Source organism: Rothia sp. HSID18069 (assembly GCF_003989155.1).
Taxonomy (GTDB): domain Bacteria; phylum Actinomycetota; class Actinomycetes; order Actinomycetales; family Micrococcaceae; genus Rothia; species Rothia aeria.
Map to the genome: position 1 here is coordinate 984,315 of NZ_RBMG01000001.1, position 13,227 is coordinate 997,541.

The window sequence follows — 13,227 nt, forward strand, 5'->3', positions numbered from 1 at the left end:
TAACCCGCTCGAAGCGGGGGACACGGCAAATAGCCGCGTTCGTGTGCATGTGTGTTTCGTGTGTGTCTTAGCTGCGTCCTTAAAGTTTTATAAACGCATAGCAAACATATCATTGTACGCTGAAGCCAGCTTGAGTGGGTCGTGCACATTCGGGTTTGTGGTTGAACGCACGGACGCCCACAGCACCTTCGCGCCCAGCTCTCTGGCCGCGTCCTCAAATTCGCTTTGCACACCCATATTGCTCGGGTCAGCGATCACCACGTCAAGGCGCAGATTGGGGGCGTACTGCTGCAGTAGCTTCAGGTGAGCGGATGCGTCCAGACCGTTGGATTCTTTATCGTCCAACGCCAGGTTCATGACCACGCACCGTTTAGCGTTTGTTGTGCTTAACGCCTCACGCTGTTCGCGCAGCAGCAGGTGCGGTAACACGGAAGTACGCCACGAGCCGGGGCCAAGAACCACCCAGTCTGCCTCCTCAATTGAGGCCAACGCCTCAGGGCAGGCACGCGCCTGGGCAGGAACCAGCTCGATATTATGCACCTGCGGCTCATGGGCCAGGTTCACCTGCCCGCGCACCTGCACCCGCTCAAAAGCTCCGCCGTGCTCACGAAGCACAATACCTTGAATCACCAGCGGCTCCAAAGCCATCGGAAGCACCCTGCCGCGCGCGTTCAGAAGCGCGCCCACCCAGTCCAGGCCAGCCACAGGGTCGCCCAGCAACTCCCAGAGCGTAACAATCAGCAGGTTACCGAGGGCGTGATAGTCTAACGGGAACTCACCGGTGTGCCCCTCCGGGGCGCTGAACCGGTGCTGAAGCACATCGCTCCATGTACGCCCCCAATCGGTGTCATCGCACAGTGCCGAAAGAGCCATACGCAAATCCCCAGGCGGGAGTACACCCATCTCATTCCGCAGCCGACCTGACGACCCGCCGTCATCGGCGACCGTCACAATAGCTGTCACATCCGTTGTAACGTGCCGCAGTGCAGAAAGCGACCCGTACAATCCGTGCCCGCCACCAAGCGCCGTCACTTTAGGCACCCGGCGGGTAGTCTTCAGCAGACGCAACGCCTGGGTGGGAAGCGGCGGTAGTTTCGGAACGTTCTTGCTGCTACCCGAAGAGTGGCTGGGCGTATTCGTTCCTTCAGACATTATTCGCGGCCCTTATCACGATGCTGTACGTTAACGTTTACGTCGGGCAGTTCCCCGAGCCTTCGAGCTATCTCTTCAGTCACGGCAACCGACCGATGCTTACCTCCTGTGCACCCAATCGCAAGAGTCGCATAGTATTTCCCTTCACGGCGGTACCCCTCCAACACCGGGCGCAAAGCCGCAAGATAGCTGCTAATGAACTCCTCCGTACCGGTGTTCTGCAGCACATAGTCGCGTACCGGTGCGTCTAGGCCGGTGAGCGGGCGAAGCTCAGGAATCCAGTGCGGGTTCGGGATGAACCGCATATCCGCCATATAGTTCGCATCTGCGGGTGCACCGTATTTGAATCCGAAACTCATCACGCTCAGATTCAGCTTTTTGTCAGCGCCTTCAGCAAACATTTCACGTACTGTACGAGCCAGCTCGTGAACGTTCATCCCGGTTGTGTCAATCGTATGATCGGAAGCTGTTCGCAACACCTCGAACAGGGTGCGCTCCGCGCGAATACCATCAAGGACGCGCCCCTCCCCCTGCAACGGGTGCGGGCGACGCTGCGCCTCATACCGGGCCACAATCGTCTCGTCTTTAGCATCCAAAAAAAGCATCGAAAAATCTACATCGGATTTTCGAAGGGTGTCGATAGCAGCCGGGAGATCATCAAACAGGGCGCGGGCGCGAACATCAATACCCAAAGCCACCCTCGGCACACGAGCACCGTCACGAGTTACTAGCTCCGCCAGCGATTCAAGCATCTGCGGCGGAATATTATCAATCACATACCAGCCCTCGTCCTCAAGTACGTTAGCTACGGTGCTGCGCCCCGCCCCAGATATACCTGTAATCACCAAAATCTGCGGTTTCTGCTCTTGTAACTCAACGCTCATATTACGTTCCCCTTTGATGCGAGTAAGTTGGTAATCCAATAATACTAGACAGGCATCAGACGGTCACCGCATCATCCTGAGGCGGCAGCCTCCGCGTCAAAATGCTCCCTAATCTTCGAAGCCAGCGACGGCCCAACCCCCTGCACCTGCGTCAGCTCATCGGCGCTGGCCGCCTTCAGCTTCTTTAACGACCCGAAGTGTTTAATAAGCGCTTCACGTTTAGCAGGGCCCAGCCCCGGCACAGCATCCAACGCGGAGGCAACCATCGCCTTACCGCGTTTGGAACGATGGAACGTAATCGCAAACCGATGCGCCTCATCCCGGATACGCTGCACCAAAAACAGCGCCTGAGAATTACGCGGCAGAATCACCGGAAAATCATCATCCGGCAGCCACAGTTCCTCCAAGCGTTTAGCGATACCGGCAACGTGCACATCCACCACGCCTAAGTCGCTCAGCGCAGCCTGGGCGGCCGCCACCTGCGGCGGGCCGCCATCAACCAACACCAGGTTCGGGGGGTACGCGAACTTCGCTGGCTCCTGCGCATGCGCATCTGAAGCTACCTCTCCCGAACGCTGCGGGCCTGCTTGCGCACGCTGCTGCTGCTCGGTGAGATACCTCTTAAAACGGCGAGTTATTACGTCATACATGCTGGCGGTATCATCCCGTGCGGCATCCCCACTAACCGAGAATTTACGGTAAGCACTTTTAGCGGGCAGGCCATCCTCAAACACCACCATAGAGGCCACCACGTTCGTTCCTTGCACGTGCGAAATGTCGTAGCACTCAATGCGCATCAGCGGTTCGGGAAGTTCCAGAGCCTCCTGCAGCTCAACGAGCGAAGCGGAACGGGTGGTAATATCCCCAGCCCGGCGGCTCTTATGCAGAGCCAATGAGTGGCGGGCGTTCTCGGCAACAGTTTTCATCAGCTCGGCTTTATCGCCGCGTTGCGGCACCGCAATACTTACCTTCGCCCCGCGCACACCAGAAAGCCACTCACGCAGCTGCTCGGCATTATCCGGCAGTACCGGCACCAGGATTTGGCGGGGAATCTCGTGGCGGTTCGCGTCTGTCTCTTCAGCCAGGGTGCTGGATGCGCTCGCCACATGTGCGGCGGCTTCACCATATAACCGGACGAGAAGCTGTTCAATGAGTTCACCTTCGCTGCCGTCGTTTACTTTTTCAACGATCCAGCCGCGTTGACCGCGGATACGCCCGCCACGCACGAAGAACACCTGCACTGCCGCTTCCAGTTCGTCTTGTACGAAGGCGAACAGGTCCGCGTCTGTTGAGTCGCTCAGAACCACCGCGTTACGTTCAAAAGCTTTGGTAAGTGCCACGATGTCATCACGCAGTACGGCTGCACGTTCAAAGTCCATATTGGCTGCAGCATCTTTCATGTCCGTGGTGAGCTCCGCAATAAATTTTTCGGCTCCACCAGCCATGAAACGGCACAACCCGTCCGCTAGGTTGCGGTGCTCTTCAGGGCTAATGCGCCCTACGCAGGGTGCGGAGCATTTATCGATATATCCCAGCAGGCAGGGGCGCCCTGATGCTTCGGCACGTTTAAATACTCCCGGTGAGCAGGTACGCACCGGGAACACCCGCAGTAGCGCATCCAGCGTCTCACGGATTGCCCACACCTGTGAGTAGGGTCCGAAGTACCGCACGCCTTTTTTACGGTCGCCACGCATTACTTGTGCACGCGGGAACTTATCGCGCATGGTGACCGCAAGGTAGGGGTAGGATTTATCGTCACGGAAGGCGATATTAAAACGTGGCTTATATTCCTTAATCCAGGTGTATTCAAGCTGCAGCGATTCCAGTTCGCTGCCGACTACCGTCCACTCTACGCTGGTGGCGGTGTGCACCATGGCGTAGGTTTTAGGGGCTAAGCGTTCAGGGGCAGCGAAATAACTATTGAGGCGGTTACGCAGATTTTTTGCTTTCCCCACGTACACTACACGGCCGTGTTCGTCCCGAAAACGGTACACTCCCGGCTCGGTGGGGATATCACCCGATGCGGGGCGGTACGAACGCGGGTCTGCCACATAGCCTCCTGTTGCTTAAACGTTAAGCCGCGCATCCGCCGGGTTTTGCGGATGCGCGGTTAAGTTTACTCGCCTTTGGCGCAGGGTACCTTACCCGCCGTCACGCTCAGCAGAGGGCGAAACATTGTATTCGTCCTTTCGTGCTTGCCCCGAAAGTTGGGCGATTTCGTCCATAATCTGGTTGGTGGTTTGGCGGCGTTGTTTACCGGTCATCTGCTCCCCTGTTTTTTCGAACCACATGGGTTCACCCACGCGGATCGTGAACCGGTGCGGGTACACCATGTTCGACCCAGGTTTCTGAAGCCGGTCGGTGCCGATCAGCCCTACCGGGACTACGGGCGCACCCGTCATATGGGCCAGCCAGGCCACACCAATTTTTCCTCTGTAGAGGTAGCCGTCACGGGAGCGTGTGCCTTCGGGGTAGATGCCGAAAACTTTGCCTTCATTCAGTTTCTCTAGCGCAATATCAAGTGCTTTGAGGGATTTTGAACGATCTGACCGGTTCACCGGGATAATATCGACGGTCTCAAAGAATGCTTTCATGGCTTTACCACGGATACCGGGGGTATTAACGTACTCGGCTTTGGCGAGGAAAGCCACGCGGCGGGGCATCATTGCGGAAATAATGATGGAGTCTAGGAACGATAGGTGGTTGGAGGCAACAATCACGGGGCCGGTTTTGGGGAAGTGGTCAAGGCCTGTGACTCGTGCACGAAAAACCGAGCGTAATAGCCCGGTAACGGTTTTTTGGCTGAGTTTGTAGAAAACCATAAATGTGTGACTCCTAGGGGATGCCTCCTACCTGCCTTCTCATTATTCCACAGTGCCGCAGCTTTTCAGTACGTTCATGAGGTTATTATGACATTTAGTGACATGTTTTCGACGGGGACCCTGTGCCGGATACGTTTATATTGAAAAATGGGGCTATATTGGGGACTCCCTACAGAACTTTGTCAGCTGTTGGCTGGGCCCTACAGGCTGTGTACTTCAAGGGGCGTCCAACACTGCCTAATGAGCGTAATAATTTAGCCCACAGCATCTCTAAAGGTTATTATGCAATTAACTTCACATTCTCGACATAGTGTCACTAAAATTTTCTAAATAAGTATTTGTAATGCAAGAATAAAAACGGGTGGACTAGTTGTGCTCGCCTGTCGAGCCTCTCCAAACGAGCCCACTCGAATCACAAAAATATACGCACACTGGAGACATACAATATGGCTAAGAAACCCGTAACGCGCGAGGAGATCGCCAAGGTCACCCGCCGCACGGACGCGGTCGGTGCCTACGCCGGTAAAGGCTGGGTACAGGCCGTTGCATTTGTGATGCTCCTGGGCTTTACCATTATGGCAATCCTGGCGATGCGCACCTATGCGCTCTCCATGCCGCTGCCCGATAAAATCATCGGCAACGACGGCAAGGTAATCGCCACCGCGGAACAGATTCAGCACGGTCAGGAGCTCTACCAGAGCCGCGGCCTGCAGCAGTACGGATCGGTTCTCGGCCACGGTGCATACATCGGCCCGGACTTCACGGCGGAATACCTGCGCCTGACTACGGACGCTGCCGTCAAACAATACAGGGAAGAGGGTAAGCAAGAGCCCCGTGAACTCGTTAAGAACGAGTGGCGCAAGGAAAATAAGTACGACGAGTCCAGCAAGACTCTGAACTGGACGGCGGGGCAGACCAAGGGGTTTGACCAGATGGTCAACCACTATAGGGATACGCTCACCAAGGATAATACTTCTCAGGGCTTGTTCCCCAACGCCATTAAGAGCGAAGAAGAACTGCACGACCTTGTAGCGTTCTTTGGCTGGACTGCGTGGGCTTCAGCCGCTGAGCGTCCCAACCAGGATTACACTTACACCAATAACTGGCCCGCAGAAGCCAATGTAGATAACAAACCCACCGCAGACCTGATGGTCTGGTCGGCGCTGTCGCTGATTGCACTGGTGGGCGGTACCGGTCTAATGTTCGCCATCTATGGCCGCTGGTCCCGCACCATCGGCTGGCATGGCGAGGAGGCACCCGTGCTGGACTTCCGCCAGCCCGACGAGGTGCGCCTGACCCCCTCACAGAAGGCGGCCGGGCTGTTCTTCATCACTATTTTGGTGCTGTTCCTGCTGCAGGCTCTTGTGGGTGCTCTTACCGAGCACTACCGTGTGGAGCTCACAGGCTTCTTCGGGATTGATATGGGGCAGCTTATCCCCTACACCGTCTCCCGAACATGGCACGTGCAGCTCTCCCTCTTCTGGACTGCTGCGGCGTTCTTGGCAGGCGGTATCTTCATCGCCCCGCTCATTACCCGCAAAGAGCCGAAGAAACAGGGGCTGCTGACCGTTATCCTGTTCGTGGCAGTGGTGTTCGTGGTGCTCGGCTCGCTGCTGAACGAGTGGCTTTCGCAAAAGGGTTGGGTGCCTGAGAATTCGATCTTCTCGCAGCAGTGGGAATACCTTGATTTGCCGCGCTTCTTCCAGATTCTGCTCACCGCAGGCATGTTCATCTGGATTGTGATCGTGTGGCGTACCCTCAGCTCGCGTTTGAAGACCGGGAAGAAGACCTCCATGCCGTGGCTGTTCCTCTTCTCAGGCCTGGCAATCCCCATGTTCTACGCTGTGGGTATGCTCGCTGGTCAGCGCACCCATTTCTCGGTCGCCGAGTTCTGGCGTTTCTGGGTGGTGCACCTGTGGGTTGAGGACTTCCTCGAACTCTTCACCACTGTGATGGTCGCCTACATCTTCGTGCTGTTGGGCGTGGTGCGTGAGCGTATCGCAATCTCCATCATCATGATGGACGCCGTGCTTTACTCCGCTGGTGGTGTGGTCGGCACCATGCACCACACCTACTTTGCGGGTACCCCGTCTGAGCAGATGGCATTCGGTGCGTTCTTCTCAGCAGCAGAGGTTATTCCGCTGACCTTCCTGACCGTTGAGGCGTGGGGCTTCATGCAGCTGGGTGCTCGCCAGTACTCCAACCGCACCAAGCCGTTCCCGCACCGTTGGGCTGTGATGTTCCTGATCGCCGTGGGCTTCTGGAACTTCCTGGGTGCTGGTGTGTTTGGCTTCCTGATCAACCTGCCGATCGTTTCGTACTTCGAGATCGGTACGGCGCTGACCGCAAACCACGCACACGGCTCCATGATGGGCGTGTACGGCATGCTGGCGCTGGCCTTCGCAGTGTTTGCGCTGCGGTACCTGATCCCCGAGAACAAGTGGCCTGAGAAGGGCGTGAAGTTCTCATTCTGGGCATTGAATATCGGCCTGATCTGGATGGTGTTCATTTCGCTGCTGCCGCTGGGCGTGGCTCAGCTGTACCACTCGGTTGGTCAGGGCTACTATGAGGCTCGTTCGCTGGCGTACATTCAGTCCGATGCCAACCTGATCATGGACTGGCTGCGCTTGCCGGGCGATGTGATTTTCCTGGCCGGTATTCTGCCGCTGATTAAGCTGGCGTGGCTGGGCATCACCTCCTACTTCGCACCGAAGAATAAGGAGACTGTGCTTGAGCTGCCTGAGCCGCCGCTGTACGAGATGGTTGATGACGCTCGTATCGCCGAGTTCGCTGGCGCTAAAGCTGCCGACGAGCTGCCCGAGCAGACCAGCCCCTACCGCAGTGATCGCCGAGGCTGATGATGCCTGAACAGTTTGCCGGGGTTTCGATGATGGTGTGGCTGGCCTGCGTGTACGCGCTGGGTCTGGTCGCCGTCGGCTGGGGTTTCGATATCCTCGCGAAACGCACCAGTCAGCGTTTTGTGGCGTCCCGAACGTTCGGGTTCACCTACCACGAAAGTAATGACGCCTGGCTGTGCCCGGAAGACCAGTGGCTGTGGCCGGTAGCGTTTGACACGGATAACCGTGTGATGCGCTACCGGGCTAAGCCCAGCGTATGCAACACCTGCCCCATTAAGGACACCTGCACTGTCTCATCGAACGGGCGTGAACTCACCCGTGAGGTTGATGAGTGGCCGTATTCGGAGTCGGGGAAATTCCACCGTGGTCTGGCGGTTGCGGTGGCATTATTCGGCCCGGTCATTATGGTTGCGGCTGCTTTCGGATGGCACTCCCCCATTGAGCTGCTCATTGAGCTGTCTGCGGTGGTAGTCTGCCTGTCGTTGACGTACCCGCTGGCGATTAAGCTCATCCGCTCACCCGAGAACTTCGCAGCCGACCCGAAACATATTCCGGGTTCAAGCGCGGACGAATCGGTTGCTACAAAGATTGACCGGTTCGCTGCGAAGTGGGGCGGCGTGGGCAATGAGCGTAAACGCCGCACCGATGACGCCCGTAAGCAGATGATCGCTTCGGCCCAGCTGCCGGTGCGTCCGTCATCAACTATTGATCCTGATCGGCCAGCTTGGAGCGGCGAGGGAACTTCTACCCCGCGTCTGCATAAGACCACGGCTGAGGTTATTCAGGAGCAAAACCTCGAAGAAGCAAATAGTTAGGTTGGCTGGATGTGCACCCCGGCCTGTGCGTGCTGTTGCATGCGACGCGCAGGCTGGGAAGCGCATCCTCTTATTTCCGGGCTAAAGCTTGAACATATGGGAGTGGGCGCCCTTACGTTCTGTGATTGTGGCCGGTATGGTTAAAACAGGTTTGGGGTGCACCCACCGGTGGTTGTACCCTGCGATTATTAACAACTCAACACATTGTCTAAAGCACCTATGCGGGCCATTCCTGCGGCCTTGTTAGACACAATTTTTAGAGGACACCATGGATTCTCTCACTATTCTTTCGATCGTTATCCCGATTATCCTGATTCTTGCGTTTTTGATTATTCGCACGCTTCGGGTAATTCCTGAATATCAGCGCGGCATTTCGTTCCGTTTCGGCCATCTGCGTTCTGAGCTGAAGCCCGGTATTAATATGGTGATCCCGCTGATTGACTCGTTGCAGCGTGTAGATATGCGTGTGATTACTCTTACTATTCCCCCGCAGGAGGTTATCACTAAAGATAACGTTCCGGCCCGTGTGAATGCTGTGGTGCTGTTCCGTGTGGTCGACGCGAAAGATGCTGTGCTGAAGGTGGAGAATTACCCGATTGCTACCTCGCAGATTGCTCAGACTACGCTGCGTTCGCTGCTGGGCCGCGTAGACCTTGATACGCTGCTGGCGCACCGCGATGATTTGAACGCGGATTTGCAGAGCATTATTGATTCACGCACCCGCCCGTGGGGCATTAAAGTCGAGCTGGTTGAGATCAAGGATATTGAGATTCCTGAGGCCATGCAGCGCGCAATGGCTCGTGAGGCTGAGGCTGAGCGTGAGCGCCGCGCAAAGATCATTTCGGCTCGCGGTGAGCTTGAGGCATCCTCACAGCTGAAGGAGGCATCCGATATTCTGAGCGCCTCGCCTGCCTCCTTGCAGCTGCGGTATTTGCAGACCCTGCTGGAGCTGGGCGCCGACCAGAACTCGACGGTGGTATTCCCGCTTCCGCTGGATATTGTGGGGCCGCTTATGGGCGCTTTAAAGGGTGCCACAGGCGAGAATTCTACGGATAAGAAGTAGCTTTTCTGCAGTTATTCCGTTGAAGCCCGAAGTGGTTTTCTGCCCTGTTTCTTGATAGGGTGGATCGAACCGCCTCGGGCTTTTTGCGTGGTTCCACTGTGAGCGTAGATGCAGCAATATAAAAGTAACTATTGCGGGTTATGCTTAACGTCAGAAGTTTTTTACTTCTGTTTACTTCTCTCTAGATTGGAATGAACATGTCTAAGATCCTCATCGTCTCGGGCCACCCTAACCTGCCAGAGTCCACCGCGAACAAAACAGCCCTTGAAGCAGTTAAAGCGCGTTTTGGTGATGCTGTGACTGTGCGTGAGTTGGATAAAACTCGTGTGAACGGCAAGTTTGATATTGCAGCTGAGCAGAAGGCTCTAGTGGAGCATGATGTTCTGGTGCTGCAGTTCCCGGTGTTCTGGTATTCGGTGCCTTCACTGTTGAAGCAGTGGATTGATGACGTGTTCGAGTACGGTTTTGCATACGGCACTGATGGTACCGCTTTGCAGGGTAAGAAGTTCCTGCTCTCGGCAACCGCTGGCGCCGCTGAAGATATTTACCAGAACATGCTGCCGAGCGAGCTGCCCCCGGCCTTTGCCGACTACGCGAACACTGCGGCGTTCACTGGTATGCAGCTGCTTGAGCCGCTGTTTAGCTACGGCACCACGAGCGACCCGGGTAACACTGAGGCTGTTCATGCTATTGGTGTTGAGCACGGTAAGAAGCTGATAGCTGTGCTGGAGACCCTGCAGCAGGGTTAGCAGCAGCCTCTCCCCTGTGGTATTGAGGGGAAAGAAGCCTCTTCCCCCGAATCCAAACGGTGTACACATGTTCCGCTGTTTGATTCGGGCGAAGGGGCTTCTTTTGTTGGCTCAAAACAATAAGCCTGGTACGGCAAGTATGTGGCTGGGGTATTGTTTGAGCACGGTGGCAACAACGGCGGGGGTGTTTCGGTTTGGGTGGCGGTACAATTAGTTTCTGTGATTACCGGAGATATTAAGAGCAAGATTGACCGGATCTGGGATTCGTTCTGGTCGGGTGGTATTTCTAATCCGCTTGAGGTGATGGAGCAGATCACCTACCTTCTATTCGTGCGTTTTCTCGATGATGAGCAGTTACGCCAGGAGGAGCAGGTGTCTGCTATGAGAAGAGTTAACCCTGATTATGCTCTCAAGGACCCTGTGTTCCGGCCGAGTGAGGAGCATCTGCGTTGGCATAATTTTAAGAATGAGTCTCCGATGACTATGTATGAGACGGTGGCAAACGAGGTGTTCCCGTTTATTAAGGGGTTGGGGGCCCGCCTTGGTGGTGAGTCTTCGAGCTACACCCAGCATATGCGCGAGGCTCGTTTTACGATTCCTACCCCGGCGCTGTTGGCGAAGGTGGTTGATCCGCTTTCTGCTATTCCGATGGATGATCGGGATACGAATGGCGATATTTATGAGTATATGCTTTCGAAGATTGCTGCCTCTGGGACGAATGGGCAGTTTCGTACGCCCCGCCATATTATTCACCTGATGGTTGATATGGTGGCCCCTGCAGCGGCTGATACGATTTGTGACCCGGCATGTGGTACGGCTGGGTTCTTGGTGGCAGCAAATGAGTATGTGCGTAAGCATTCTGCTCAGGAGTTGACGGATGCGGCGGTGTTACACCACTACCACCGTGACATGTTCCATGGTTTTGATTTCGATTCGACGATGCTGCGTATTGCGAGTATGAATCTGCTGATGCACGGGGTGAAGAACCCGCTGGTGGAGTACCGGGATTCGCTGTCCGAAGGGGCGGCGGGTGAGTCTGAGAAGTATTCGTTGATTTTGGCTAATCCTCCGTTTACAGGGTCTCTGGATTATGAGCAGACGGCCCGTGATTTGCAGTCTACGGTGAAGACGAAGAAGACGGAGTTGTTGTTTTTGGCGCTGTTTTTGCGGTTGCTTAAGCCGGGTGGCCGGGCGGCGGTGATTGTGCCGGATGGTGTGCTGTTTGGCTCGTCGACGGCGCATAAGAAGCTGCGGAAGATGCTGGTTGAGGATCAGAAGCTGGATGCGGTGGTGAGCCTGCCGTCGGGCGTGTTTAAGCCGTATGCGGGTGTCTCTACGGCGATTTTGTTTTTCACAAAAACGAATTCGGGCGGCACGGATGATGTGTGGTTTTATGATGTGCAGGCTGACGGGTTTAGCCTGGATGATAAGCGTGCACCAGTAAAAGCAAATGACCTTCCTGATGTTTTGGAGCGGTGGACTGCACTACATGGGGACAATAAGCAGACGGCTAAGGCTGAGCGTGAGCGTGCCCGCACCGAGCAGTCATTCTGCGTGCCGAAAAGCGAGATTGCGGAGCAAGGTTATGACCTGTCGCTGAATCGGTACAAGGAGATACAGTACGAAGAGGTGGAGTATCGCTCCCCCGCCGAAATTATTACCGAGCTAGAGGAGCTGGATGAACAGATTCGTGTTTCTATGGCAGAGCTAAAGGAGCTATTGAGCTAGTGAACAACGTACGTATGGTGAAGCTGGGGGATGTACTTACCCAGCGTAAAGAAAAAATTTTTGTGGAAGATCCTCTACAAGCTAAACTCATTTCAGTTAGGCTTTATGGGAAAGGAGCTCTGCAACGTGAAATTGGAGATGGCAAGGTCCCCAAAGCTTTTACAGGGTACATCGGACATACGGGGCAACTTGTATTGTCTCGTATCTGGGCACGCAAAGGAGCTATAGCGTTAATTCCTCATGATCTTGAAGGCGTAGTTGTAACTAACGAATTTCCACTTTTTGACGTAGATGAAACCCAGGTTATACCTAAGTATCTTATTCAACTACTAACTTCAAACAATTTTGGTCCGACCTTAGAACGAGCAAGTTCTGGCTCTTCGGGGCAGAACCGTGTGCGAGAAAATAAATTTCTAGAAATCTCAATTTCACTTCCTCCGTTAGAAGAGCAAAAGCGTATTGTTTCTATTCTAGATAAGGCAAAATCGATCCAAGAGGCACGTGAACGCCAGCTCGCCGCCCTCGACGAGCTCGCAATAGCTATTTTTCAAGAAACTATTTCTAGTACAGATTTTACTTACATGACTCTGGACCAAATCTGTGGAGCAAAAGGTCGATATGGTGCCAATGTACCAAGTCAGGATTACAAGGTAGATTTACCCCGTTACATCCGGATAACAGATATCTTAAGCGACGGTTCGCTTTCTAAAAAACCAAAATCGCCTTCAGGTACCTTTTCAGATTGGGAGAAATACTTTGTAAACTCTGGTGACCTTCTATTCGCGCGTTCAGGTGCAACGGTTGGGAAGACCTACATTCACAGAGATAATTCTAACAACTATGTATATGCAGGTTATCTCATTAAATATCACCCAGATCCTTCAATAGCTATACCGGAGTTTGTGTATAGATATACACAAACTTCTGAGTATGATTCATGGGTAAAAAGGGCACAGAAAGCAGTTGCTCAACCCAATATCAACGCCAAACAATATGGAAGTGATCTTATGATTCCTGTACCTGACCTGAAGATACAGTATGAACTCATTAAGAAAATTGATTCTGTTGAATCTGAAAAAGCTTTAGTCCGAGCACATCTAAAAGTCTCTCAAGATATTTTTTCCTTCCTGCAATCCAATCTCTTCACCCATTAAGG

10 protein-coding genes are annotated in these 13,227 nt (G+C 54.4%); 6 read left to right on the forward strand and 4 right to left on the reverse strand.

Annotation, left to right across the window (positions count from 1 at the left end; translation table 11 throughout):
• Nucleotides 1-87: 87 nt before the first annotated feature.
• From D8M41_RS04310 to D8M41_RS04325, 4 genes are all read right to left on the reverse strand, one after another.
• Nucleotides 88-1,152 carry a gluconeogenesis factor YvcK family protein gene (locus D8M41_RS04310; RefSeq protein WP_006887264.1) on the reverse strand — a complete coding sequence of 355 codons (1,065 nt, stop codon included), beginning with the start codon at nucleotides 1,150-1,152 and terminating at the stop codon, nucleotides 88-90.
• On the reverse strand, nucleotides 1,152-2,036 hold the full coding sequence (rapZ, locus tag D8M41_RS04315) for an RNase adapter RapZ (RefSeq protein ID WP_006887328.1): 885 nt from the start codon (nucleotides 2,034-2,036) through the stop codon (nucleotides 1,152-1,154). The genes D8M41_RS04310 and rapZ overlap by 1 nt, the downstream gene beginning before the upstream one ends.
• 71 nt (nucleotides 2,037-2,107) lie before the next feature.
• Nucleotides 2,108-4,087, reverse strand: coding sequence for an excinuclease ABC subunit UvrC (gene uvrC / locus D8M41_RS04320; RefSeq protein WP_126499986.1), 1,980 nt, complete (start codon nucleotides 4,085-4,087; stop codon nucleotides 2,108-2,110).
• A 90-nt stretch (nucleotides 4,088-4,177) separates the two neighbouring features.
• On the reverse strand, nucleotides 4,178-4,858 hold the full coding sequence (locus tag D8M41_RS04325) for a lysophospholipid acyltransferase family protein (RefSeq protein WP_126926464.1): 681 nt from the start codon (nucleotides 4,856-4,858) through the stop codon (nucleotides 4,178-4,180).
• A gap of 446 nt (nucleotides 4,859-5,304) precedes the next feature.
• Between D8M41_RS04325 and D8M41_RS04330 the strand changes: the two genes are divergently transcribed.
• From D8M41_RS04330 to D8M41_RS04355, 6 genes are all read left to right on the forward strand, one after another.
• Nucleotides 5,305-7,716 carry a nitric-oxide reductase large subunit gene (locus D8M41_RS04330; RefSeq protein WP_023133315.1) on the forward strand — a complete coding sequence of 804 codons (2,412 nt, stop codon included), beginning with the start codon at nucleotides 5,305-5,307 and terminating at the stop codon, nucleotides 7,714-7,716.
• Between the two features lie 2 nt (nucleotides 7,717-7,718).
• Nucleotides 7,719-8,531, forward strand: coding sequence for a transposase (locus D8M41_RS04335; protein WP_126926571.1), 813 nt, complete (start codon nucleotides 7,719-7,721; stop codon nucleotides 8,529-8,531).
• Between the two features lie 268 nt (nucleotides 8,532-8,799).
• Nucleotides 8,800-9,594: a slipin family protein gene (locus tag D8M41_RS04340; protein WP_006887346.1), complete on the forward strand. Its 795-nt coding sequence runs from the start codon at nucleotides 8,800-8,802 to the stop codon at nucleotides 9,592-9,594.
• A gap of 197 nt (nucleotides 9,595-9,791) precedes the next feature.
• The gene (locus D8M41_RS04345; RefSeq protein ID WP_006887312.1) at nucleotides 9,792-10,343 is read left to right on the forward strand and encodes an NAD(P)H-dependent oxidoreductase; all 552 of its coding nucleotides are present in this window, start codon (nucleotides 9,792-9,794) and stop codon (nucleotides 10,341-10,343) included.
• 219 nt (nucleotides 10,344-10,562) lie between these two features.
• Nucleotides 10,563-12,071, forward strand: a complete 1,509-nt coding sequence (locus D8M41_RS04350; RefSeq protein ID WP_126926465.1) for a type I restriction-modification system subunit M — start codon at nucleotides 10,563-10,565, stop codon at nucleotides 12,069-12,071.
• Entirely contained in the window at nucleotides 12,071-13,225 is a 1,155-nt protein-coding gene (locus tag D8M41_RS04355) for a restriction endonuclease subunit S (protein ID WP_126926466.1), read from the forward strand. The genes D8M41_RS04350 and D8M41_RS04355 overlap by 1 nt, the downstream gene beginning before the upstream one ends.
• The last annotated feature ends 2 nt before the right edge of the window (nucleotides 13,226-13,227 follow it).